The 24916-nt window shown below is 66.4% G+C and carries 23 protein-coding genes; 6 read left to right on the forward strand and 17 right to left on the reverse strand.

The window, feature by feature from the left end:
• Positions 1-87: 87 nt before the first annotated feature.
• Both NP4_RS21785 and NP4_RS21790 read right to left on the reverse strand, forming a co-directional pair.
• On the reverse strand, positions 88-1065 hold the full coding sequence (locus NP4_RS21785; protein WP_082876098.1) for a methylenetetrahydrofolate reductase: 978 nt from the start codon (positions 1063-1065) through the stop codon (positions 88-90).
• 360 nt (positions 1066-1425) lie between these two features.
• Positions 1426-2850, reverse strand: coding sequence for a short-chain fatty acyl-CoA regulator family protein (locus NP4_RS21790; RefSeq protein WP_068000769.1), 1425 nt, complete (start codon positions 2848-2850; stop codon positions 1426-1428).
• Positions 2851-3003: 153 nt separating this feature from the next.
• Between NP4_RS21790 and prpD the strand changes: the two genes are divergently transcribed.
• Genes prpD through NP4_RS21805 form a run of 3 tightly spaced genes read left to right on the forward strand, consistent with a single transcriptional unit; the run spans position 3004 to position 6544 of the window.
• Positions 3004-4509: a 2-methylcitrate dehydratase PrpD gene (gene prpD, locus NP4_RS21795; protein WP_068000772.1), complete on the forward strand. Its 1506-nt coding sequence runs from the start codon at positions 3004-3006 to the stop codon at positions 4507-4509.
• A complete protein-coding gene (prpB, locus tag NP4_RS21800) occupies positions 4506-5423 on the forward strand; it encodes a methylisocitrate lyase (protein WP_068000775.1) in 918 nt (305 codons plus the stop codon). The genes prpD and prpB overlap by 4 nt, the downstream gene beginning before the upstream one ends.
• Positions 5420-6544, forward strand: a complete 1125-nt coding sequence (locus NP4_RS21805) for a bifunctional 2-methylcitrate synthase/citrate synthase (RefSeq protein ID WP_068000778.1) — start codon at positions 5420-5422, stop codon at positions 6542-6544. Before prpB ends, NP4_RS21805 begins: the two co-directional genes overlap by 4 nt.
• 6 nt (positions 6545-6550) lie before the next feature.
• Here NP4_RS21805 and NP4_RS21810 read toward each other — a convergent pair whose 3' ends face one another.
• The 7 genes from NP4_RS21810 to NP4_RS21840 form a co-directional block, all read right to left on the reverse strand.
• Positions 6551-7363 (reverse strand): adenylate/guanylate cyclase domain-containing protein, encoded by an 813-nt coding sequence (locus NP4_RS21810; protein ID WP_068001224.1) that lies wholly within the window; start codon positions 7361-7363, stop codon positions 6551-6553.
• 155 nt (positions 7364-7518) lie between these two features.
• Positions 7519-8559 (reverse strand): ferredoxin--NADP reductase, encoded by a 1041-nt coding sequence (locus tag NP4_RS21815; RefSeq protein ID WP_068000781.1) that lies wholly within the window; start codon positions 8557-8559, stop codon positions 7519-7521.
• On the reverse strand, positions 8556-9506 hold the full coding sequence (locus NP4_RS21820) for an SDR family NAD(P)-dependent oxidoreductase (RefSeq protein WP_068000783.1): 951 nt from the start codon (positions 9504-9506) through the stop codon (positions 8556-8558). The genes NP4_RS21815 and NP4_RS21820 overlap by 4 nt, the downstream gene beginning before the upstream one ends.
• Positions 9503-11080, reverse strand: a complete 1578-nt coding sequence (locus NP4_RS21825) for a flavin-containing monooxygenase (protein WP_068000786.1) — start codon at positions 11078-11080, stop codon at positions 9503-9505. The genes NP4_RS21820 and NP4_RS21825 overlap by 4 nt, the downstream gene beginning before the upstream one ends.
• A 24-nt stretch (positions 11081-11104) precedes the next feature.
• The gene (locus tag NP4_RS21830) at positions 11105-11986 is read right to left on the reverse strand and encodes a metal-dependent hydrolase (protein WP_068000788.1); all 882 of its coding nucleotides are present in this window, start codon (positions 11984-11986) and stop codon (positions 11105-11107) included.
• Between the two features lie 24 nt (positions 11987-12010).
• Entirely contained in the window at positions 12011-12874 is an 864-nt protein-coding gene (locus tag NP4_RS21835) for a metal-dependent hydrolase (RefSeq protein WP_068000791.1), read from the reverse strand.
• Positions 12875-13231: 357 nt separating this feature from the next.
• Positions 13232-13423: a helix-turn-helix domain-containing protein gene (locus tag NP4_RS21840; protein WP_068000793.1), complete on the reverse strand. Its 192-nt coding sequence runs from the start codon at positions 13421-13423 to the stop codon at positions 13232-13234.
• Between the two features lie 146 nt (positions 13424-13569).
• On the opposite strand from NP4_RS21840, the gene NP4_RS21845 reads away from it, so the two are divergent.
• Positions 13570-13986 carry a tautomerase family protein gene (locus NP4_RS21845; protein WP_068000796.1) on the forward strand — a complete coding sequence of 139 codons (417 nt, stop codon included), beginning with the start codon at positions 13570-13572 and terminating at the stop codon, positions 13984-13986.
• Here the strand turns inward: NP4_RS21845 and NP4_RS21850 are convergent.
• The gene (locus NP4_RS21850) at positions 13972-14310 is read right to left on the reverse strand and encodes a hypothetical protein (RefSeq protein ID WP_068000799.1); all 339 of its coding nucleotides are present in this window, start codon (positions 14308-14310) and stop codon (positions 13972-13974) included. The two genes, NP4_RS21845 and NP4_RS21850, sit on opposite strands and share 15 nt — an antisense overlap.
• A gap of 47 nt (positions 14311-14357) precedes the next feature.
• A complete protein-coding gene (locus NP4_RS21855; protein ID WP_068000803.1) occupies positions 14358-14897 on the reverse strand; it encodes a helix-turn-helix domain-containing protein in 540 nt (179 codons plus the stop codon).
• 57 nt (positions 14898-14954) lie between these two features.
• Between NP4_RS21855 and NP4_RS21860 the strand changes: the two genes are divergently transcribed.
• On the forward strand, positions 14955-16208 hold the full coding sequence (locus NP4_RS21860) for an alpha/beta hydrolase (protein ID WP_068000805.1): 1254 nt from the start codon (positions 14955-14957) through the stop codon (positions 16206-16208).
• 6 nt (positions 16209-16214) lie between these two features.
• Here the strand turns inward: NP4_RS21860 and NP4_RS21865 are convergent, their stop codons facing one another.
• From NP4_RS21865 to NP4_RS21885, 5 genes are all read right to left on the reverse strand, one after another.
• Positions 16215-16916 (reverse strand): class I SAM-dependent methyltransferase, encoded by a 702-nt coding sequence (locus NP4_RS21865; protein WP_068000808.1) that lies wholly within the window; start codon positions 16914-16916, stop codon positions 16215-16217.
• 36 nt (positions 16917-16952) lie between these two features.
• Entirely contained in the window at positions 16953-18443 is a 1491-nt protein-coding gene (locus NP4_RS21870; RefSeq protein ID WP_068000810.1) for an amidase, read from the reverse strand.
• A gap of 21 nt (positions 18444-18464) precedes the next feature.
• Positions 18465-19118: a DUF6461 domain-containing protein gene (locus NP4_RS21875; RefSeq protein ID WP_245998750.1), complete on the reverse strand. Its 654-nt coding sequence runs from the start codon at positions 19116-19118 to the stop codon at positions 18465-18467.
• Positions 19119-19339: 221 nt separating this feature from the next.
• Entirely contained in the window at positions 19340-20476 is a 1137-nt protein-coding gene (locus NP4_RS21880) for a GGDEF domain-containing protein (protein WP_169813786.1), read from the reverse strand.
• Between the two features lie 145 nt (positions 20477-20621).
• Complete coding sequence (locus NP4_RS21885; RefSeq protein WP_068001232.1) at positions 20622-22166, reverse strand: carboxylesterase/lipase family protein; 1545 nt, start codon at positions 22164-22166, stop codon at positions 20622-20624.
• A gap of 279 nt (positions 22167-22445) precedes the next feature.
• On the opposite strand from NP4_RS21885, the gene NP4_RS21890 reads away from it, so the two are divergent.
• Positions 22446-23414 (forward strand): alpha/beta hydrolase, encoded by a 969-nt coding sequence (locus tag NP4_RS21890; protein WP_068000818.1) that lies wholly within the window; start codon positions 22446-22448, stop codon positions 23412-23414.
• Here the strand turns inward: NP4_RS21890 and NP4_RS21895 are convergent.
• Positions 23398-24891 (reverse strand): dihydroorotase, encoded by a 1494-nt coding sequence (locus tag NP4_RS21895; protein WP_068000820.1) that lies wholly within the window; start codon positions 24889-24891, stop codon positions 23398-23400. The genes NP4_RS21890 and NP4_RS21895 overlap by 17 nt on opposite strands.
• Positions 24892-24916 lie beyond the last annotated feature (25 nt).

Raw genomic sequence — 24916 nt, forward strand, 5'->3', positions numbered from 1 at the left:
TCCAGATCGCTGAGCGACCGAGTCATGGACGTGTGGGTATTCGAAGAGGTCACAGTGAACTCCATTGGCTGGTAAGGGGATAGACGATCAGGCGCTCAGCGGCGCGGCGGTCACCCGGTAACCCAGGTTGGTCAGCACCTCCGTCGTCGCCTTGGCGAAATTGAGCGTGATGAAGTGCAGACACGGCGCGCCCTCGGCGATCAGGCGCTGCGCCATCTCCGTGGCGATCTCGATTCCCGCCGACCGCACCGCGGCGCGATTCTCCTGCGGACCGTCACCGGCCGCCCGGTGCAGGCGACGCAATACCGCGGCGGGCAGTTCCCGCCCGGACAGCTCCACCGCCCGCCGCACCGTGCGCAGCGAGGTGATCGGCATCAACTCCGGAATGATCGGCTTGGCGCCCTCGACCGGATCGTGCCGCAACACGCGATCACGCAGGCGCAGATAGTGTTCCACGTCGAAGAACATCTGCGTGATCGAATACTCCGCTCCGGCACGGAGTTTCGCGGCCAGATGCTCGGTATCGGTGGCCAGGTCCGGCGATCGGTGATGTCCCTGTGGGAAGGACGCCACCCCGACATGGAAATCCCCGAGATCCCGCACGATGCGCACCAATTCCTCGGCGTGCTCGACACCTTCGGGGTGGCTGTGCCATTCACCGAGCGGATCGCCCGGTGGATCGCCGCGCAGCACAAGGAGATTGCGGATGCCGCGGTCGGCGTACGAGCCGACCAGTGCCCGCAACTCGGCCACGCTGTGCCCGACCGCGGTCAGGTGGGCGACCGGAACGAGGGTGGTCTGCTGCGCCAACTGACCGGTGATGCGCACCGTGCGATCCTTGGTCGAGCCGCCCGCCCCGTAGGTCATCGACACGAACGCCGGATGCATCCGTTCGAATTCCCGGACCGCGCGCCACAATCGCGCCTCGCCGTCGGCGTCGCGGGGTGGGTTGAACTCCACCGAGAACGGCACCCGCGCGCCGGAGTGGATATCCAGACTGCGGACGACCGACGGAACCGCACGGGCCTTGGTGTTCACACGGCCGTGCGCGGAAATGGCATACATATTCGCCCCCTGGTAGGCAGCCGATGGCCGCCACTCGACAGGGAACGCACGCTGACCGGAGCCCTGGAAGCATCATCCCGTGCCCGGGTCCCGCTCGGCGTAGCGCCCGATCCACGAGGCGACGACCGCCGGATACGGCGTATCCGGCACAACCGGCAGGTCTTCGGACTCGCGGGCTTCGACCCGGTCCGGGCCGTACCTCTCGGCGGTCGTTCCCTCTCACCCACGCGACACGCGCCGCGGGGGCTTCGACGCCTTCGGACGGATCAGGGGCTCCTCGTTTCCGCCTCCGGCGAACCAGCTGCGATGGCGAATATAGCCGAGTCCCCACAATCGGCCAAGCATGATCAACGCTGTGATTCACGGCACGGGCGTGGGCGCGTAGGGGACGGTGAGGGCCCGATTGTCGTCGACCTCGACCGGTCGGCCCAGCTGTGGGAAGGCGCGCTGGGCACAGCCGGGACGTTCACAGACCTTGCAGCCGGGCCCGATCGGGACGGCCGTGCGGGGATCATCGATCGGCAGGCCGTGGGAGTACACCAGCTTGTCGGCATAGGCCAGATCGCAGCCCAGGCCGACGGCGAAATCACGCTTGGGCGACAGGTAGCCCGGGGTGTTCTCCTCGGTGGTGCGCGCGAGCCACAGATAATTGCGACCGTCGGGCATCTGGGCGATCTGCGTGCGGATGCGGCCGGGGGTGGAGAAGGCCTCGTGGACCACCCACAGCGGGCAGCTGCCGCCGACGCGCGAGAAATGGAATGCCGTGGCGGACTGGCGTTTCGAGATGTTTCCGGCACGGTCGGTGCGAATGAAGAAGAACGGCACTCCGCGCTGCGCGGGTCGCTGCAGGGTGGACAGCCGATGGCAGACGGTTTCGAAGCCCACCTCGAATTTGACGGTCAGCAGTTCGATGTCGTAGCGCAAAGCCTCTGCCGCGTCACGGAATTGGGTGTACGGCAGGATGAGTGCGCCCGCGAAGTAGTTCGCCAGGCCGATGCGCAGCACCCCGCGCGACCGCGTCGGCATGGTGTCGGCCTCTTCGATCAAGGCCGACAGCGTCACCGCCTGGGTGAGAAAGGCCAACTGCGTGGCCAATTGGAAGGCCCGCTGCCCCGGCGACAATCGGCGCGCGAGGGTCAGCACCCGGGCGTCGGGATCGTAGATCCGTTTGGGGCCGGGCGAATCGGGATCGTCGTTGCGGATCACCACCGCGATACCGTGCTGCTCGCGCAGGATTCGGGTGAGCTGCAGATCCAGACCGCCGACGGTGAGGCCGTTGCGGGTGAACAGCTCCTCGGCGGCGGTGTCCAGCGCGGCGATGTGATTGCGACGGTCGTAGAAGTAGTCGCGCACATCCTCGTACGGACGCGCCGCGGTGGGATCGGCCGTGCCGCTGTCGATTCCGGCCGATACCCGTTCCAGCTGCTCGGTCGCGCCGCGCAGTCGTCGATGCAACCCGACCAGCATGCGGGCCGCCGCCGGGATCCGGGCGACCAGATCGTCGATCTCGGCGGTCGTGACGGTGACGCCGTCGGGATCCTCGGCGAAGACGTCCTGCAGATCGGCGATCAGCCGGGCGTCGGTGTCAGCGGCGAAGAAGCCCATGTCCAGATCGAAGCTCGCGTTCAGCTTCAGCAACACTGGCACGGTCAGCGGCCGCTGGTCGTGCTCGAGCTGGTTGACGTAGCTGACCGAGATTCCGAGCGCCTTGGCGAGCGCGGATTGGGACAGTCCGCGTTGTTCCCGCAGCGCGCGCAACCGACCGCCCGCGTACATCTTCTGCATGACAGCAATGTAGCAGCGGCGATTTACACAACTTTCACAGTTTGACAGGTTCTGTTCCACATAAATCGACACTTGCGGGGCGTTTCCGCTCATCGCGGGTCTGTGTAGCGTGCGAAATGAAGCGATGACACCGACGCCCGGGAGGCCCCGACCGTGAAGAACCATCTCGTCCGCACCCACCGCTCCGCGGAGAACTTCCCCCGCGAGGAACATCTCGCGTGGCGAATCGCCGAGGTCGCCGCGGACGGCGTGGCGGTCGCGCCCGACACCGAGGAGATGATCGTCAACCGGATCATCGACAATGCCGCGGTCGCCGCCGCCTCGATCACCCGCCGCCCGGTCGCCAATGCCCGCGCCCAGGCGCTGGCCCATCCGTATCAGCCGGGTTCCACGGTTTTCGGTGTGGGCGGGACGTATTCGCCGGAATGGGCGGCGTGGGCCAATGGAGTCGCGGTGCGCGAGTTGGACTTCCACGACACCTTCCTCGCCGCGGAGTACTCCCATCCCGGGGACAACATCCCGCCGATCCTCGCCGTCGCCCAGCACGCGGGGCGCTCGGGGCGTGACCTGATCCGCGGTCTGGCCACCGGTTACGAGATCCAGATCGATCTGGTGCGTGGAATCTGCCTGCACGAACACAAGATCGACCATGTCGCCCACCTCGGACCGTCGGCGGCCGCGGGCATCGGCACCCTGCTCGGACTCGACACCGAGATCATCTACCAGGCCATCGGCCAGGCCCTGCACACCACCACGGCCACCCGCCAGTCCCGCAAGGGCGAGATCTCCAGTTGGAAGGCCTACGCCCCGGCCTTCGCCGGGAAGATGGCGGTCGAGGCCGTCGATCGCGCGCTGCGCGGCGAGGGCGCGCCGTCGCCGATCTGGGAGGGTGAGGACGGTGTCATCGCCTGGCTGCTGAGCGGTCCGGACGCCGAATACTCGGTGCCGCTGCCCGGCCCGGGCGAGCCCAAGCGCGCCATCCTGGACTCCTACACCAAGGAGCATTCGGCCGAGTACCAGAGCCAGGCCCCGATCGATCTGGCCCGTCGCATGCGCGAGCGCATCGGCGATCTCGACCAGATCGCCACCATCGTGCTGTACACCAGCCACCACACGCACGTGGTGATCGGCACCGGATCCAACGATCCACAGAAGTTCGACCCCAGGGCTTCTCGCGAAACCCTCGACCACTCGGTCATGTACATCTTCGCCGTCGCCCTGCAGGACGGCGTCTGGCATCACGAGCGTTCCTACGCCCCCGAGCGCGCCCAGCGTCCCGACACCATCGAGCTGTGGAACAAGATCTCCACCGCCGAGGATCCGGAATGGACCCGGCGCTATCACTCCACCGATCCGAACGAGAAGGCCTTCGGCGCGCGGGCGGAGATCACGCTGAAAAGCGGTGAGGTCATCGTCGACGAGCTGGCCGTGGCCGACGCGCACCCCCTCGGCGCGCGACCCTTCGCCCGCGATCAGTACATCGCCAAGTTCCGCACCCTCGCCGAGGGTGTCATCGCGCCCGCCGAACAGGATCGCTTCCTCGAGGTCGCCCAGCGCACCGCCGAACTGTCGGCCGACGAACTGTCCGGACTCACCTTCACCGTTTCCGACGAGGTGCTCGCGCGCGCGCCGCGACTGGCGAAGGGACTGTTCCGGTGACCGGGCTGCTGGCGGCGAACACCTCCGCCGCGGACAAGCGGGCGGCATTCAGGTCCGGCCTGGTCTCGGGGCGGATTCAACGGTTCCCGGGCGCGTTCAACCCGTTGGTGGCCAAGCTGATTCAGGAGATCGGCTTCGAGGGCGTCTACGTCTCGGGCGCGGTGCTGTCCGCGGATCTGGGCCTGCCCGATATCGGACTCACCACCCTCACCGAGGTCGCCGGGCGCGGGCAACAGATCGCGCGCGTGACCGATCTGCCGGTCCTCATCGACGCCGACACCGGATTCGGGGAACCGATGAACGCCGCGCGCACGGTGACCGTACTCGAGGACGCCGGAATCGCGGGGCTGCACCTCGAGGATCAGGTCAATCCCAAACGCTGCGGACATCTCGACGGCAAGGCCGTGGTCCCGACCGAGGATATGGTGCGCCGCCTGCGCGCCGCGATCTCGGCCCGGCGCGATCCGAACTTCGTGATCTGCGCCCGCACCGACGCGGCGGGCATCGAGGGTGTCGACGCCGCCATCGAGCGGGCCCGCGCCTATGCCGACGCGGGCGCGGATCTCATCTTCACCGAGGCGCTGCGCGAGGTGAGCGATTTCGAGAAGTTCCGCGCCGCGGTCTCGATTCCCTTGCTGGCCAATATGACCGAGTTCGGCAAGTCGGAACTGCTGACGGCGAAGACGCTCGAGTCGATCGGTTACAACGCCGTCATCTATCCCGTGTCGACCCTGCGGTTGGCGATGTGGGCCGCCGAAACCGGGCTGCGCGAGATCTACGACCACGGCACCCAGGCGGGTCTGCTCGATCGCATGCAGCACCGCAGCCGCCTCTACGAACTGCTGCGGTACGAGCGCTACAACGAATTCGATTCCGACATCTTCAATTTCACCCTGGGAGGGAACCAGCGATGACGGATACCGCGATACCGACCATCTACAAAGGTCTCGCCGGCGTCGTCGTCGACACCACCGCGATCTCGAAGGTGGTGCCGGAAACGAACTCGCTGACCTACCGCGGCTACGCGGTCCAGGATCTGGCCGCGCACTGCGGCTTCGAACAGGTCGCCTATCTGCTGTGGCACGGTGAACTGCCGAACGACGCTCAGCTGGCGCGATTCCTCGAGCAGGAACGCTCCTTCCGCCGCGCCGACCGCTCGCTGCTGGGGCTGATCGCCAAGCTGCCGGACAACTGCCATCCGATGGATGTGGTGCGCACCGCGATCAGCTACCTCGGCGCCGAGGATCCGCTCGAGGACGACAATTCGCCGAAGGCCAACCGCGCCAAGGCGCTTCGCATGATGGCCGTCCTGCCGACCATCGTCGCGGCCGACCATCGCCGCCGCCGCGGACTGGATCCCATTGCGCCGCACTCACATATGGGCTTCGCGGAGAACTTCCTGAACATGTGCTTCGGCAAGGTCCCCGCACCGGAACTGGTGAAGGCGTTCGAGGTGTCGCTGATCCTCTACGCCGAGCACAGCTTCAACGCCTCCACCTTCGCCGCGCGCGTGGTCACCTCCACGCTCTCGGATATCTACAGCGCGGTCACCGCCGCGATCGGCGCGCTCAAGGGCCCGCTGCACGGCGGCGCCAACGAGGCCGTCATGCACGACATGCTCGAGATCGGCGACCCCGCCCTGGCCGAGGCATGGCTGCGAAACAAGCTGTCCAAGAAGGAAAAGGTGATGGGCTTCGGCCACCGGGTCTACAAGAACGGCGACTCCCGGGTGCCCACGATGAAGAACGCCTTGGTGGATATCGCCGCGGCCACCGACGGACACAGATGGGTCCGGATGTATGAAACCCTCGAGCAGACCATGATCGAGGCGACCGGCATCAAACCCAATCTCGACTTCCCCACGGGCCCGGCCTATTACCTGCTCGGCTTCGATATCGAGGTATTCACCCCGATCTTCGTCATGAGCCGCATCACCGGCTGGACCGCCCACATCATCGAACAGGGCCAATCCAACGCCCTGATCCGCCCACTGAGCGAATACGTCGGCGTACCACAGCGTTCGGTGGTCGCCTGACGTCCATCACCGCGGCGAGTCGAGCCGGGCGCGGTCGACCGCGTAGAGGCGATGCGTGCCCTGCAACCCCTTCAGCTCGACCTCGCGTTCGGCGATGACCGCGATATCCGGCTCGTCGGCGATCGACTGCCGGACCGCCTCGCTGACGAGCACTTCGCCACCGTCGGCCTGTTCGGCGACGCGGGCCGCCATCGCCACATTGCGGCCGAACAGATCGTCGCCGCGGCGAACCGAGCTGCCCATGTGGATGCCGATTCGGACGCGCACCCGGTCGCGGCCGCCGCCGAGCGCGTGCTGCACATCCAAACCGCACTGCACGGCCTGTTCGGGCTCGGCGAAAGCGATCATGAAGCCGTCGCCCTGGCTCTTGACGATATGTCCACCGTATTTGGTGACGAATTTGCGGATCAGTCGGTCGTGGCGATCGAGCAGCTTGACCCAGGCCTGATCGCCCAGTCGTTCGTTGAGCGCGGTGGATCCCTCGATATCGGAGAACGCGATGACGACGTGACCGTCGGGCGTCAGGCGAGCGAGATCGGGGCGTTCCACCTGCGCCCAACCCGCCAGGTCCTCGATCGAGCTGAGCACAGCGCCCCGTAACCCTTTCTTGCGCACCAGGTTCGCCGTCTCCCAGACGGTTTTCACCGCTTCCCGGCCGCCGTTCTTGAACAGCTGCCGGGTCTCGGTCCGGCGCTGTAACTCGTCGAACTCCCGGCGCAGTTCGTCGGTCTCGCGGCGGCTGCGCGCGAGCAGTACGAACAACGCGACCAGACCGGCGGCCTCCAGCACGGCGACCGCCGCGAGTACGAGCTCGATCATCTTGGGATCCGTCACTGGGTGGTGGGCAGATACAAGTGAATCCGACCCTAGCCGATCCGCCGACCCACGGAACCCCGGCGATGACGCGCAGGCCGGCGAGCCCGCTGAGGTCGTCGGGAGGTGCGGGCATGACACGAAACCGTGTCGTCGAGTAGTCACTGATCGAACACGATGTGCAGTTCGTCGGATTCCGGCAGTGTCTGACACGCCAGGGTGAGGCCCTGGGCGAGTTCGTCGTCGATGAGCGCCTCGCGCACGAGCATGCGCGTCCTGCCCCGCTTCACACTGCACACGCAGGTACCGCAGGCGGATTCGCGGCAGACGTAGGGCGCGTCGATACCGTGGTCGAGGAGTAGGTCGAGCAACTTCTGCTGGCGCGGCCAGCGCAGCCGATGAATCTGCCCGTCGATTTCGACGGTCAGTGCCGGGTGGTCGCCATTCGCCTGGGCCGCAGCCGCTCGGCGCGTGGGCGATTCGAACGGATTGTCGGTCAGCGAGCGATAGTCCTCTTGGCGCACAACGCTTTCGGGCACCCCCAACCGATCCAGCGCCGCATGGACCGCACGCATGAATTCCTCGGGGCCGCAGAGATATACGTCGTGCCCACGATGGGGCCGCGCCCAGGCCGCGAGCCGGTCCACGGTGGGCAGTCCGCACTCCGATTCCAGCCAGTGGGTCACGCTCAGCCGCTGCGGGAACCGCTGTGCCAATTCCCGCAGCCCCGCCGCGAAGATGATCGACTCCGCGTCCCGATTCGCATACAGCACGACCACCGCGCCGATGCCGCCGATCAGCACCGATTTGATGATCGACATGATCGGGGTGATGCCGCTGCCACCGGCGAACAGCACTACGTCCCGGTGCAGCGAGCGCGGCGTGAACGTCCCCGAGGGTTCCAGCACGGTGAGGATCGATCCGGCGGTGATGTTGTCGCACAACCAGTTCGAGGCGTAGCCGCCGCGGGTGCGCTTGACGGTGATCGTGAGCCGGTCCTCGCAGTGCGGGCTGCTCGACAACGAATAGCAGCGCGCCACCGAACCGGTGCGCTCGCTGGGCACCTCGACGGTGAGGAATTGGCCGGGCGCATAGGCGAATCGGGCGGCCAGATCCCCGGGGGTGTCGAAGACCAGCGAGACCGCATCGGCCGTCTCGACGATGACGTCGAGCACCTTGATCCGATGGGCGCGCGGGTTCACCCGCCCGCTCCCCCACGCCCCACTTCGAGCGGGCGTCCCGTCGCCGAAACCGATGGGCCGGAACCGAACCGGTTCAGCAGCCGCACACCGACGCGCTCCAGTCGCTCCATCGAGAACGGTTGTGTCATGCGCCGATTGACACCCGGCGCGATGCGCTGCATGAAATAACCCAGCCACGCCTCCGCGCGGACCGGAACCACGGCCAGGTCGTAGCGCACCGCGCGCCGCACCGCTCGCGCCACCAGATCCGGACTCATCGGCGAGAACGGCAGCGTGGCCGCGAGCTCCTGAATCTGCCGGGTGATCTGCTTGCCGCGCGCGACCAACTCGGGATCCACGCCGACGGTGACCGCGTGCTCGCCGATATTCGTATTGATCACCCCGGGGCAGATCGCGCTCACGCCGATACCCTTGGGACCCAGCTCGAGTCGCAGACATTCGGTGAGCATCTTGACCCCGGCCTTGGACACCGAATACGCCGACATCACCGGTGTGGGCGTGAAGGCCGCCGCCGAGGCGATATTCACGATCTGTCCGCGCTTGCCGTTGTCGATCATCTGCCGCGCGAATTCGCGGCAGCCGTAGACGACGCCGAGCAGATTCACCGACAGCTGCCGATCCCAATCGGCGGGCCCCAGATCCAGAAAGGCCCCGCCGACCAGCATTCCGGCATTGTTGACCACCACATCCGGCACGCCGTGATCGGCGTGCACGTCGCGGGCGAAACGCTCCCAGGCGAGCGGATCGGTGACATCCAACCGGGCGGCCGAGGCCCGATGACCCGCGGCCTGGATGATCGCGACCGTCGACAGCGCCGCGTCGAGATCTATATCGGAGACGACCACATGCGCACCCGCACCGGCGAATCGGACGGCCACCGCGCGACCGATACCGCTGCCCGCGCCGGTCACCACGACCAGTTCCGGCGTTATCCCGGTGATCTTCACAGCAGCTCCTCGGCGAGGGTTCGAACGCGCGGCGGCACCGCCGCGCCCGGGGTGTAGCGGTAGGCATCGAGGGCGAAATGCCTGTTGTGCCAGTACATCTCGCCGTGCGTGCTGGGGCGGAAGGGGGAGTCGCCGTGATCGTCGATGTAGTAGGTGTTGGAGCCCGCGCACACCGGGGTGAACAGGAAGTTCTTCTGCTGCCGTCGCAGACACGCCCGGAAGTACTCCTCGTGCGCCTCGGGACGGATCTCGGCCTCGAGCGCGCCGCGGCGTTTCGACTCGGCGATCACGCGGCTCAGATGCGCGGCGGTGGCCTCGATCATCCAGATGTAGGAGCCCAGGACGAAGCCGTAGGGGCCGGTGATGGTGAACGCGTTCGGGAAGTTCGGGACCGAGACGCCCTGATAGGACTGGTAGCGGTGCTCGTCCCAGAATTGTTCCAGATCGATGCCGTGCCGTCCGCGGACCGGGAACGGCGGCACGGAGCCCTTCTCCCACAGCTTGAATCCGGTCGCGCAGATCAGCACGTCGACCTCGTGCTCGACACCGTCGACCGTTCGCACACCCGTCTCGGTGACGCGCTCGATCGTATCGGTGACGAGGCTGACGTCGGCGCGGTCGAAGGTCGGCAGATAGTCGTTGGACATCGACGGCCGTTTGCAACCCAGCCCGTACTTCGGCATCAGCTTCTCGCGGATCACCGGATCGCGGACCTGGCCGCGCATCCAGCGCCGCACCGGGATCTCCGCGCCCCGGCGGAATGTCTCGGTCAACCACGGCGGGCCGGCCACCATACCGCTCATCGAGACCTCGGTGGCCAGATTACCCGCCAGCCGCAGCGCCGAGCGGATTCGCCTGTTGCCCAGGATGCTTCGCCCCAGCGCGCCGACCCGGGCATCGGTCTTGGGGAATACCCAGATCGGGGTGCGCTGGAAAACCGTCAGCTGCGCGGTCTCCTCCACGATGGCCGGGATCAGCTGGAGCGCGGTCGCGCCCGTGCCGATCACCGCCACCCGTTTTCCCCGCAGGACCACGTCGTGATCCCACAGGGCGGTGTGCAGAAGGGTGCCGCCGAAGTCGTCCAGACCCTCGATATCGGGCATCTTGGGGCGCTCGAGTCCGCCGATCGCCAGCACGATGTACCGTGCGGTGATATCCGCCGCGCCGTCGGTACTCAACCGCCACAGGCTGTTTCGCTCGTCGAAGGCCGCGGCCACGATCGTGGTGTTCAGGCGCAGCTTCTCGCGCAGACCGTACTTGCCGACCATGTTCTCGGCGTACTCGCGCAATTCGGCGCCGGGCGCGTAGATCCGCGACCAGTCACCGCGCTGCTCATAGGAGAAGCTGTAGATGAACGATGGAATGTCCACCGCCACACCGGGATAGGTGTTGGCATGCCAGGTTCCGCCGACCCGATCCCATTTGTCCACGATCACGAAGTCGTGAATGCCCTTGCGTTGCAACGCGATGCCCGCGCCGATGCCGCCGAATCCCGCGCCGACCACCACGACCTCGTGATCCGGCGTATTCCGCTCGCGCACCGGCGCGCCGACACCCTCGGCGACTGTGCTCATTGTCGATTCCTCGTCGTTCCGTTGTCATTTCACGCGATCGAGCAGAGCGCCCTGCGCGCCGAAAAGCTCCGCGCGCCACCGCTCGAGCAGTTCGGTCGTGTCGATGTCGTCGGGATGGAAACCCGGACGCAGATACACGCGGATCTCCCCCAGTAGTCCCTTCACGATCGGTCCCCGATACACCTCGATCGCCTGGCGGGCGACCCGCAGTGGTCTGATCGCACTCGGATCGGTGAGGATCGACAGCAGTACGCCGAGCGATACAACCGGCAGCGTGAACCCGTACATGAGCGCCATCACCCCGATCCGGACCGATTCGGGCCCATCGCAGCCGCGGTAGACGTCGAAGGCGACGGACTTGTGTTCGAGTTCCTCGAAAGCGTGCCAGTTCAACAGATTCCGCGTCTCCGCGTCCGAGGCAATGGCCTGGATCTCCGGACTGGACAGCACCCGCTTGGCCAGTGTCGCGGTGTAGTGTTCGGCGGCCGCGGTGATCGCCAGATGGGCCTGGCGCGGGATCAGATTCTCCGCGCCCACGAACCATCGCTGCCGTCGAGAATCCTTGTCGAAGGTGAACAGCCGCACCATCGGATAGCCCATGGCGATGAGCTGATCGTTCAGCACGCGATGCTGCTGGCCGTGCACGGCCTCCTGCCCGATGAATCCGGCGACGCGCTTCTTCAGCACCGGATCGGTGATCTCGTCGGAGAATTTGCGCACCGATCGGATGAACGATTCCTCACCCGGCGGAAACACCGCGGACAGCAACGAAATCAGATGGCTGAGCACGATATTGCCGACGACGAAGTGATGAGCCATCGGTTCGGGTTCGCCGAAGCGGAATCGCATGCGCCGCACCTTCGGATACGCCGACGGCTTCGTCTCGACATGTCGACCGATCGTCATTGGTCGGTCCTTTCATTTCTCGATTTACTTCAGGTGGTCGACCAGGGCGCCGTCGGCGCCGAAAAGCTCGTCCTGCCAATGCGACAGCAGGGCGGAGGTGTCGATATCGTCGGGATGGAAGCCGGGCCGCATGTATTGGGCCAGCTCGCCGAGAATGCCGCGGAACACCGGGCCGGTGAACAGCCGATAGGCCTCGCGGACCAGCCGCACGGGCTGACGGCGCGCCTCGGGATCGCGGGCGAGCGAGACGGCCAAGCTCGTATAGGTGAGCGGCATCGTCAGCGCGAACATGGCGACCATGACGCCGATTCGGGTGCGCTCGGGGCCACCGACCGCGCGGAAGAGATCGAAGGCGACCGATTTGTGCTCGAGTTCCTCGAGCGCATGCCAATTCAGCAGATTCCAGAATTCGGGTTCGGCCGGGATGGACTGGATCTCGTCGCTCGAGAGCACACGCTGGGCCAGCACGGCCGTGTAGTGTTCGGCGGCCGCGGTCATGGCCAGATGTATCAGCGCGGGAATTCGCTGCTCCAAGCGGATCATTCGGTCCCGCTGACGCTGCGAATCCAGCCAGTCGATGTGATAGCCCATCTCGACCAGCTTGTCGTTCAGCCGCCGATGTTCGAGCCCGTGCATCGCCTCCTGCCCGACGAAACCCGCGACGCGCTTCTTCAGCACGGGATCGGTGATCTGATCGGCGAATCGGCGCACCGATCGGATGAACGACTCCTCCCCCGGCGGGAACCCGCCCGAGAGTCCGGCCACGAAATGGCTGTAGACCATATCGTTTTCGACGAAGTACCGGCCCGCGGACGCCGGGCGGTCGAAGCGGAACGCGATCCGCCGAGCCTTGGGATAGGACGCGACCCGCTGATTCGTGCCTGCCATGTTCACCGTCCTTGGTGGAACATGTAGTACCTAGTACTGCATGTATGAGATACACACAGTGTAGGGCCGCCCCATCCGAGCAACAAGGGGTCGTTGCGAATTGGAGACGGTCGAGCCCATCGCCCCGAAAGGCGAACGGGCCCAACCGGAATCCTTCGGACCGCCGACGGCGGGACCCTTCTGCCGCGACCGTCGTACTCGGCTCGGTGAGCCGTTCACCCATGCACGGTGTGTCGGGGCTAGATCATCATCGCGGCGGACCGCTGTGCTCCGCGGCCAGGGTCGCGGCCGCTTCGCGCATTGCCCGCACGAGCGGCACCACCACGTCCGGCTCCAGGTCGGGGGCGTGCGCGAGGGTCACGCGGCGGATCTCCTCGGGCACTCCGTCGATCCGCGCTCGAACAGCGTCGCGCCCAATTCCCGCTCGGCCGCAGCGATCTGACGCGACACCGCCGACTGGGTGTAGTCGAGGGCGGCGGCCGCCGCCGTGAAGTTCCGGCACTCGGCCACAACGCGAATCGTCCGCAGCGCGGACAACGACAAATCCATGCCGAATGAGCATACCCATGATGCTCAATGTGCGCTGGTCGCATAGCGGACGCGAACGTAGGTTGAGTTTCATGACAGCGAAACAGTCGGCGACCGACACCGGGCCGTCGCCCTGCTCGCCCTGATCGGCCTTTCGGGAGAACCACATGCCACTCATCGACATCTATCTGCACCAGGGCGCGACCACTCGCGACCAGCGCCGGGCCATCTCCGACGCCATCCACGCGGCGATGGTCGAGACACTCGCCATCCCCGACGACGACCGATTCCATTTCTTCCACGAGTTCCCGGAAGGCGCGGTGTTCCATGAGGATGTCGCATTCGGGATCCCGCGTACGAACCGCCTGATGTGCATCACATTGTCGTTCAACGACCGCGCCGCCGACACCAAGAAGGCATTGTTCGAATCACTGGTCGCCCACCTTCAGGACAAGGCCGGAGTGCACAGGGAGGACGTCGCCTTCCGGATCTTGGAAACCGCTCGCGAGAACTGGTGGGCCGCCGGACGCGTGATCGACCCCCGCACCGGTTACGACGAGCGGATGACATCAATCGTCGAATAGTCGGGCCGCGGGCACATCTCGCCGCACCAAGCGCAGCTGAGCTGCCGCGATCGTTCCGGGATAGTAGTAATGGCCCTCCGGGGACACGACGAGATCGTCGGCCGCTATCCCGTGGACTTCCCAAACGTCCACGGGCCCTCCGGTGTTGTTCATCCGAACGAACCATTCGCACTCGAACTCATCGAGCGCGAGAAAACAACCCGCCTGTTCAGGCCGGTCACTGCCCGCGATACCTCGCGCGGCGCCCATACGACGCCAGTCCAATCCGAACTTTGCGATAGAGGCGCGGTTCAGGGCGGAGGTTACGTGGTAGTGAGACGGCACCGGCTGACCGTAACAACGGCCACGCCTGTGCCGAAACGGTTTTCGTCCTACTCCCCCGATGCCTCCTCGACCGGGAACAGGATGGGGCTGAGGAGGTAGCGGCCGCGGTCGGGGGTGGGTTCATTGGTCATTCGGGGCAGGATCACCTGCTGTAGGTCCAGGATGAATTGGGTCAGTTCCTCGGGGGTCAGCCTGAGGGCGTGTTGGCGGTAGCCGACGAGATCGGTTGCGGGATCGGCGTTCCCGTGGTCGAGGTAGGCGGTGAACTCCGCGATCAGTACGGCCATCGCGGTGACGAAGACTCGTCGATGATCTTCGATCGTGGCGGCCGCGAGCTCCTCGGGGCCGATTGCCGCTCGGTCCGCGCGTAGGCGGTAGTGTCGTTCGACCGCGCCACGCACCCGTCGTTCCCGCGCGACCTCGAGGATTCCGGCCGCGGCGAGCGCTTCGACGTGCCTGTACACCATCGCCTTCGAAACCCCTGGCAGCCGGGCGCACAACTCGGCCGTGGTCAGGATGCGGTCGCCGCGCAATGCGTGCACGATCCGCAATCGCGCGGGGTGTGCAACCAGTTCCAGAGCATCCACTTCGCAATAGTCTCATATCTTGCTAACGTTCTCATCATACGAGAAAGGTTGAGAACGATGACGAGACAGACCGATTCGGTAACCGTGGCGACGGCGGTGGTGGCGATGCTGCGCGAAGGACGTTTCGAGGAACTCGAGAAGTTGTTCGCGCCCGCGCTGGCGGCGGCGGTATCCACCGACACCGTGCGGACCGGGTGGGCCGCGGAGACCGTCAAGACCGGTGCGATCCACACTCTCGGCGAGGTGACCGTCACGCGGATCGACGACCAACTCACCCGGGCCGTTGTGCCGGTGCGCTGCGACAACGGCGGGCTCGAGGTACGACTGGCGGTCGATGCGACAGGACTGCTGCACGGCCTGCGACTCGCTCCCCTGGCCGAATCCAGCTGGACCCCACCGCATTACGCCGCGCCGCGCCGATTCGTCGAACAGGAGATCACGCTGGAGTGCGGACCGTTCACCGTCGCGGGCACACTGACCCTGCCGCGCGACGCTCGCGGCTGCCCGGCGGTGGTGCTGATCTCCTCCGGAGCCACCGATCGGGATGTGACCTTCGGACCCAACAAGCCGTTCAAGGATATCGCGTGGGGTCTGGCCAGCCACGATATCGCCGTGCTGCGGTTCGACAAGGTGACGCACGTGCACACCCGGCTGCAGCACGAACCCGGGTTCACAATGGTCGAGGAATATCAGCCGAATGTGCTTGCCGCGGTGCGGCTGTTGCAGCGGCAGCCGGTGGTCGATTCCGGCCGGGTCTTCGTCGCGGGCCACAGCGGCGGCGGTAAGGCCGCGGTCCGCATCGCCGCGGCCGAACCCTCGATCGCGGGCGTGGTGATGCTGGCCACGGACACGGTCCCACTACCGCGGGCCGCGCGGCGCGTCTTCGAACGCGTCGCCGAACTCGACCCGACCACGGACGCGACCATCGCACACGAGGCGATCATTCGAACCGAGGACCCGGCCCTGCCCCCCGAAACCCCCAGCGCGGAACTGCTGTTCGGTTGGCCCGCCTCCTACTGGCTGGACCTGCGCGAGTTCGACCAGGTAGCCACCGCCGCGAGTCTGGACCGACCCATCCTCGTGCTGCAGGGCGGTCGCGACTACCAGGTCACCGAAACAGACGACCTGGCCGGATGGCGGGCCGGACTGGAGGGAAAGCCCGACGTGACCATCGAGGTCTTCGCGGCCGACGACCACATGTTCTTCCCCGGCAACGGATCCTCGACCCCCGCGGATCTACAAATGCCCCACCATGTCGACCCGGCAGTGGTGACCACCATCGCGAAATGGCTGGCCCCCACCCCCTCCTAGCAGCGCTCAGTCGGTCCGCAGAGCGAAGAACAGGAAGCTCGGATTGGTGGTGAGGGCGTCGTACTGTTCGGGGAACAGCTCCCGGGCGGCGGGCACGGGCTGGGGCTCGACGATGGCGCGGATGTGGAAACCGGCCGTGTCGAAGGCATCGGTCATCGCGTGTAAGGGGCGGGCCCAGAAGCTCATCGGCACGGACTCGCCGGCCAGGGTCCACTCGAAATTCCATCGGTAGGTCTCGAAGTAGTTGGGAGCGTGTCCGGCTTGACGCTGGAAACCGTAGGCCACGAAGGGGTGATCGACCGAAATGAGTAGGCGGCCTTTTGGTTTCAGCACTCGGCGTATTTCGGTGAGTGTCGGGCCCCAATCCTCCAGGTAGTGGAATACCAGTGAGGCGATGACGTCGTCGAACGAGTCGTCGGTGAAGGGCAGCGGGTCGGCCAGGTCGGCGACCCGCAGATCCGAGTCGACGCCGAGGCGCTGTCGGGCCAGGTTCAGCATTCGAGTGCTCGCGTCGATACCGGTCACGTGGGCTCCGCGATCGCGCAGCATTGCGGTCAGGGCACCCGATCCGCAACCGGCGTCGAGGATCCGCCTGGCGGATACCTCGCCAGCGAGTTCCAGCATCGCGGGACGTTCGTAGTAGGCGTTGTAGAGATTGGCGTCGTTCTCGGCCGCATAGGCCTCGGCGAAGCTGTCGTAGTCGTTCATCCAGATTGCCCCCAGAGCTTTTACAGCACAGTCGAACTACCCGGTCGCCGCGAGCGGTGGTTCGAGGTCGGCCCATGGTTGGGCCTGCTCGAGTTGGGCGGCCAGTTGTAGGAGGAGGAATTCGGAGCCGAGGGGGCCGACGAATTGGGTGCCGAGGGGGAGGCCGTCGGCGGTGCGATGCAGGGGGACGCTGATCGCGGGGCGGCCGGTGATGTTGGCGAGCTGGGTGAACGGGATCGGGGCCAGGTTGGCGAGGACGACCTCGTGGTAGAGGGGGCTGCGTGTGATGGCCGCGCCCGCACGCAGATTCAGCAGCAGGGTCATGATCTTTTCCACGGCCGCGGGCTGCTTGGTCTGGCCGATGCGCAGCGGCGGCTCGGCGAGGGTGGGTGTGAGGAGTAGATCGTAGGTGTCGTGGAACTCGGCGAGCGCGCGCGTGTACGTGTTCCACCGGCCATGGCTATCGATCAACGCGCGGGCCGAGTGAGTGCGTCCGGCGGCGGCCGTCGCGCGGGTGACGAGATCGAACTCGGTATCGGCCGCGCCGGTGAGCTTTCGGGTGTGTGCGAGCTTCGCGGCGAGATTGGCGGTCCACACCGTCATGAAATCCTGTGCGGCGCTGCGGCCGTCGATATGTGGCGCGGCCGGCTCGACGGCGTGGCCGAGCCGCTCGAGCAACGCGGCGGTCGCCTCGACCGCGCGCACCGCCTCCGCGTGTACCGCTGTGCCCAGCGGGGATTCGTGCGTGAAGCCGATGCGGAGTCGGCGCGGCGGCGTCTCCACCGCCGCGGCGTAGGACTGGGCGGACCGGCCCGACAGGTAGGGCCCGCCCGGATCGGGTTCGCTGAGAATGTCGAACATCACCGCCGAATCGCGCACACCGCGCGACAGCACACCGGCGGTGGCCGCGCCGAAGATGCTCTCGGCGACATCAGGACCCGCCGGAACCATGCCGCGTCCGGCCTTGAGACCGAACAAGCCGCAGCAGGCCGCCGGGACGCGGATCGAGCCGCCGCCGTCACTGGCCCCGGCCATCGGGACGATCCCCGCCGCGATCGCGGCCGCCGAGCCTCCCGACGAACCACCCGGCGTGCGCTCGAGATTCCACGGATTGCGCGTCGCACCGTAGGTCCGGGTCTCGGTGACCGCGACCGCGCCGAATTCGGGCGTCGTGGTCTTGCCGAAGATCACCAGGCCCGCGTCGATCCACCGCTGCACCAGCGTACTGTTCTTGTCGGCCTTCACTTTTCGCAACGGCCCGGTCCCCGACGCGGTCGGATAGCCCGCGAAATCCTGGCCGAGATCCTTGAGCAGGAACGGCACGCCCGCGAACGCCCCCTCGAGCGGCCCCGCCGCCGCGGCACGCCCGACCTCGTCCATGGGCAGGCTGATCGCATTGATGTGAGACTCGACCTGATCCCGGCGCGCCGAGGCGACCTCCAGCAATTCCCGCGGATGCACGTCACCCTTGGCCACCAGTTCCGCCAGACCGACCGCGTCCCGGGCCCGGTATTCGTCGTATCGCATGAGATTTCCTCTCCGTCGATTTCAGCCGAATGGCGTGAGCAACAAGGGGATTCGGCGTAGCTCGTCGAGGGTATAGGGCATACCCGCCAGCGCGCTCACCGCGCGCATGCAGAGGGAGAAATCGGCCTCGCCCGGCTCGAGATAGTCGAATTCGACGGTGCCCGCCGCCTCGAACGCCGCGCGCAGTTCCTCGGGTAGTTCGGCCAGATCGGTGTCGAGCTCGAGATCGTCGACATTGATCCAGGCGATTCGGTCGCCATCGACGCAGTAGGTCAGACTCGCATCGGCATTGATGGAGTAGTAGCTCATCGCCGCGACCCGCCCGTCGGCCGACAGCGCTACCGGATCGTCGGCGGTCCCCCAGTCGTCGTACACGAAGGTCCATTCGCCGACGCGCCCGGCCAACAGCGTTCCGACATCGCCGCTCTGCGCGCCCAACGCCGCCGCGGGCAGGGAGATCCGCCCGTCCGGCCGGTCGGCAGGCAGTTCGCACGACCGGAACAGCCGCGCCTCGGCTCCCAGCGCCTCGAGCGCCGCCTCCGGCTCCAGCCCCCGAACCACATGAACGCAGTGATTGGGATCCTCACTCGCCAGCCCGCTGATCCACAGCGGCATACCTTCGCTGTCGAGCGTATTCGTGGGGAATCCGGGTGTGGCCATACCGTCCTCGTACATTCGGTGAACTTGTTCGTGTCCAGCGAACGCTCGGACCACGGCGCCAGCCTACAGAACATCCGCGCCCCCACCATGGGCGACTGATGCGAAAGTGATTTCACGACTTGCGGAGTCGCCGAAAAATGGACTATCGCCCTATTGCCCCTGGATGAGGAAATTCGCGATGTAGCTGCTGGCGAGTTCCGGTGGGCATGTGCCCGGGTGGCGCACGGCCGATCTCGTCAACCGCCGAATTCGGCTCGATCACACCCCACCCGCTCGTCGTCCAAATAGCTGACGGCAATTGTGTTGCCGCCCAGAGCTTTCGCCTGATACATCAGCGAATCCGACAGGCGTAGCAGGTCTCGGTAGGTCGACTCGGTGAACGGTCGTCCGGCCTGTAGCTGTACCAGCCCCACGCTGGCGGTGATCGCGATCGGGGGAACGTCCACGGTCTCGATCGCGGAGCGCAGCCGTTCGGCGGTCGTCACCGCGTCCTCACGCAGGTGACCGATCACCACGAACTCCTCCCCGCCGGTGCGCGCGACGAGCGCTCCCGCATCGGCCGAGGCGGCCAATCGCCGCGCGGTCCGCGTGAGCACCTCGTCGCCGAAGGAGTGCCCGAAGGAATCGTTGACGGCCTTGAATCGGTCCAAATCCAGCGTCGCGACATATCGGGGGCCGGAACCACCGGGCAGGCGCAACAGCTGCGCGTCCAGGCCCCGCCGGTTCAACAGCTTCGTCAACGGATCCGACCGGGAATCCACCCGCATGAGCCAGTGGCAGAACTGAATCAGCGGCATCATGATCCCGATCACGAGGATTATGACCAGGACGAGCGCGATCCCGATGGTGGCATCCGTCCGCCCGCGCACGCCCTGCCCATCCGCCGGCAGCACACCGCGCAGCAGCTGTAGCGCAAGGCCCGCGGCCGCCAGCAGCGACCATCCGATGTGCAGCATCAGAACTCGTGAACCGTGGAACACCGTCACGTAGGCGGCCATGGCCACAAGCAGAAATACGCCCAGTACCGAGAACACGCGGTTGTACACCAGCGTGTCGTTGGCGACGGAGTCCGCATCGAACAGCGCGACCCACGCCAGCGACTCCGCGCGCCGCGGCCACGCCGCCCACCACCGCATTGTCCACACCACGGCGGCGGCGGCCTCGATCCACGCTTGCGTCAGCGCTGCCCGGGCCATCACCTCACCGTGGATCAGTACGGTCAGCACGCAGAGCGTCCCCATCACCAGACCGGCGGAGCCGAGGAGGAATTTGACCCGGCCGAGCGCACCGTGGGATCGCAGTGTCGTGAGAACGCAGTCGTATTCGCCGCGATCACGCCACCACATCCAGAACGTAGCTCCACTGCCATTCACCGAAGCCGCCTTCATGTCGAGCCGACATCGCATCACACCGACGAATCGGAAATTCGCTAATGATTAGCCAGACGAAAGGAAGATTACAACCGATTCCCCGGCGACAGAAACGTGCGACTCGTCACCCTCGCCGTTCCGTGTCGATTCATTTGGGTGCCACGGCGTTCCACAAATCGCACCGATGCTCGGTGGCCGCGTCGGTAATCACCCGGGAATCGCCGGGAGCCAGTAGCAATGTTCGCTGCCCCTGATAGGCGGGCCAGGCGGGCTGATCCGCGACAGCGGGGTCGCCGGTGTTCACGAAGGCGGCCCAATAGCGGATCATCTGCCGCGCCAAGGCTCGCTGGTCCGTGGAGTGTCCCGCGGGGAACCCTTCGACGTGGTCGAACAGGTAGGGCAGTTCCAGGGCGTGGGCGGCGCCGAGCGGGAACGGCAGACCCGCCAATTCCGTGGGCGCCGCCGCGTGAGGGTCGTCGAATTCGTAGCTGTAGACCGAGGCGGATCTCGCCAGCGCGGCGGTCATGTCGAGAGCCGGACACGCGATGTCCTGATCGGTGCCGACCGCGGCGTAGGCGAGCACGGGATGGGCGTAGTCCCCCACGGGGTAGCGACGCGCGACCTCCTCGGCACGGCCACCGACGATGCCCGCGAGCAGATTGGGATAGTTCCCGGCGGTGAAATCCCGCGGGTTCTTCAGATAGCTCTCCGCCGCGAACAGCGTGGATTCGTCGTGGGTGAATCCGATCAGCACCGGTACCCGCGCGGCCTGTCCCGCGTGCACGGCCGCGACGGGATTGCTCGGCAGCAGCGCTTCGCCCGTGACCGGGCCGGGTATCCTGTCGTCACCATTGCCCGCGAAAGCCAATGGCATATCCAGCATTCGAGTGACCGGGACCGCTCGCAAGCAGGCCGCGATCGCCGTCGTCTCGCCGACGCATCCCAGCTTTTCGGCATAGTCCCGGCTCGCCGCGATCGCGGTGTCCCGGTCGGCCTGCACCTGGCACGGCCCGCTCTGCAGGATCGCCGCGCGGAACAACCCGGCCGAGGCGGGTGAGATCAGGTGATCGCATACCGACATCGCCCCCGCGGATTCGCCCGCGATGGTCACCGCGGCCGGATCGCCGCCGAAGGAGGCGATATTGTCGCGCACCCACCGCAGCGCGGCCTGCTGATCGAGCAACCCGAAATTGCCGACCTGCCCGCCGTCGTGCGCCAGCGCCGGATGCGCCAGGAAGCCGAGAGCGCCGAGCCGGTAATTGATGGTGACGACCACCATGTTCCCGGCATTCATCAACCCCACGGGCGTGAAATCGCGGCCGCTGCCATTGATGAAACTGCCCCCGTGAATCCACACCAGCACCGGCAATCGGGAACGGTCCGATGCCGACACCGGGGTCCAGACATTGAGGTTCAGGCAGTCTTCCGACCCGACGGGCTCATTACCCGAACCGGTCTGGGGGCATCGGGGGCCCGCGGCGGTGGCGTCACGCTGTCCGGTCCACGGATCGGGTGCGGCCGGGGGTTGCCAGCGCCGCGCACCGGTGGGCGACGCCGCGTAGGGGATGGCGGCGAACAGGCGGTGATCATCGGCGATCTGCCCACGCACCTGCCCCGAACGAGTAGGCACCACCGAGCGCGCGTCGGGCACGGCCTGATTCGAAGTACCGCATCCCGCGAGCAAACCAGCCATCAACAATCCCGAGGCGACCACTGCCCGCACCAGCCGAAGCCCGCTGTTCACCACCACAAGACCTCCGAGTCACAAGTCGGACCGCCGCGTGAAGCACCGCGCGTGACGAACGCTAGCAGCAATGTGTCCCGCGCGAATTCCTGGCAATAGGGGGGTCGAACGCCATCGTCGGCCGACCCCGCGGAACCTCTTGACGCCGAGCGTCGACCGAGCTCACAGTATCTCTCACAAAACTGAAACACCGTTTCCCCAAAGGAAACATCGCCCCAAGGAGTCACAGTGGGCATTCACCGTGCGGCCGCGACCGCCTGCGCTCTCGCCACCGCTCTCATCACCTTGATCATCTCCCCCGCCGCTGCCGCCGATCCGGTCACCAAGGTGTCCAATCGGGTCGAGATCCGCTGCGCCTTCACGATATTGCGCCAGAGCAGCGACTGGTACTTCCCCACCGGCACTCCGAAGGCACTGCTGTGGTTGCAGCACGGCTTCGCCAGTGCGAACGACTCGGTCACCGATACCGCGAAACGTTTTGCTGCTCGAGGGTTTCTGGTTTTCGCACCGACCCTGCCCACCGCGAACACCTTCGGATGCACACTCGAGAACCTCGGCAACAACACCGATTTCCTGCATAATGTCGCGGACCTGTTCGGCAAGGCCGCCGATCCGAACGACAAGCTCGGCCGCAGTTTCGCCGACGCCAAGGCGCGAGCCGGTCGATCGAACCTCACGCTGCCGAGGACGATGATCTTCGCCGGGCACTCCGCGGGTGGCGAGGTCGTCCCGTACGTGACTCAGCAGCTGCGCTCGGACTACCCCGCGGCCTTCGCCGGGGTGCGCGGGGTGGTCCTCTTCGATCCGGTCAAGAGTTTCATCGGCAACAATCTGCCGAGTTCACTCAATCACCTTGCCAATACCCAGCTTCCGATTCTCACCGTCGCCGCGCCGCCCTACACCTGCAATCGCGACGGGTCGGGCACCGGCATCGTGCTCGACCAGCTGAAAGGACGCCAGTTCCTCGGGGTGCGACTGACCACCGGTTCGCATATCGATGTCGAGGCGGCCAGCGCCCCCGGCCCCGACCGGACGCTGTGCGGCGCTCCGCAGGACAAGAACGTCGCCGCCCTGCAGACCCTGAGCACCATATGGGCCAGCGATTTCGTCAGTGGCGTCAAGACTCCCGACGCCTATCCGGGTGGCGCGTACTACGAGGGTCTGCGTACCGCCGGAACCATCACGACCCTGCCCTGATCCTCTCGCCAGACGAGCGCCGGAACGGCTGACGTGGTACGTATCGGCCGCCCGGCGCCTCGTCGATTTTTCCGGCCCGCAGAATCCGCCGACCACGCAGGAACACATCGATGACCCTGGCACGCATCTCGAATCCCTCGAACGGGGTGTGGTCCTGCGCCGATTCGGAATCACCGGCGTGGACCGTCCAGCGCGCATCCGGGTCCACGAGAACGATATCCGCGTCATATCCGGGCGCGATGTCGCCTTTGGCGGTGAGCCCGTAGCGACGCGCCGGGTTCGCGGACGTGAGATCGGCGACGCGCGACAAGGGCAGTCCGCGGTGATGCGCCTCGCCGACCAGGCCGGGCAACAGGTACTCCGCACCGCCGAAGCCGGATCTGGCGGCGAACACGTCGTCACGATTCGCTCCGAACTTCTGTTCGTCACGGCAGCAGGCATGATCGCTGACCACCCAGTCGATCTCACCGGCCAGCACATGCCGCCACAGTGCCTCGACATCGGCGCGTTCGCGCAGCGGCGGATTGACCTTGCCACCGATTCCGTGCGCGCTGTCGACATCGGCGAGCAGATGTCCGATGGTGACCTCGCGACGAAAGTCGATGTGCGGGAAGGCTTGTGCCATCGTCAGGGCCGCGGCGACGGCCTCGCCCGAGGACAGGTGCAGCAGGTTGATCGCGGGCAGACCGGTCGCGTGCGCGAGATAGGCCGCGATCGTCACGGCCAGACCCTCCGAATGCGGTGGCCGCGAGGCGCTGTAGGCGCGCAGGCCCGTCAACCGCGGATCCTGTTCCACCAGCGCCGTATACGCGGCCATGATCTCGGCCGTTTCGCAGTGCAGCGACAACGAGATGTCCGGACCGTAACGCTCGCGGGCCCGCTGCACACCGCGCATGACGAACTCGAAGTGCGCCAGATCGTAGGTCTGTCCGGGCGGCAGCATCAGGAAATCGGCCTGATCGTCGGAGCGCCCGTGCAGGCCGTGTCCGCCGTAGAACATGAAGATCTTGAACGAGGTGATGCCGAATTCCTCTACCAGGAAGGGGATCTCATCGATATGTTCGGCGCTCATCGGCGCGAGGTGCAGTCCGTGATCGATATGGGCGCGACCACGCGTCCGGTCGAAGACCTCGGGCAGGAAGTCGCGGTAGGAGCCGCCGCGGTCGAGATAGTAGCGGCCGGTCCGCAGATAGCTCAGGGCCGTGGTGACGCCGCCCTGCGCGCAGGCGCGACTCTCCGATTCGGTGTCCTCGCCGAGGTCGCGATAGATCCCCCAGTGCTGGTGCGCGTCCACCACACCGGGAAACGCCAGCAGCCCTTCGGCTTCCACCACGCGCGCGCCGGACGGCGCCAGCTTCGGGCCCACTTCGGCTATGACGCCGTCGGTCACGGCGATGTCGACGATCGCGGGGGTTTCCGACTGCGCTCCCGGGCGGACCACGCGAGCGTTACGGATCAGCAGGTCGGTTGCCGCCACAGCTCTCTCCAGTTTCTCTGTGCGA

The organism is Nocardia pseudobrasiliensis NBRC 108224, from assembly GCF_001613105.1.
Classification (GTDB): Bacteria; Actinomycetota; Actinomycetes; order Mycobacteriales; family Mycobacteriaceae; genus Nocardia; species Nocardia pseudobrasiliensis.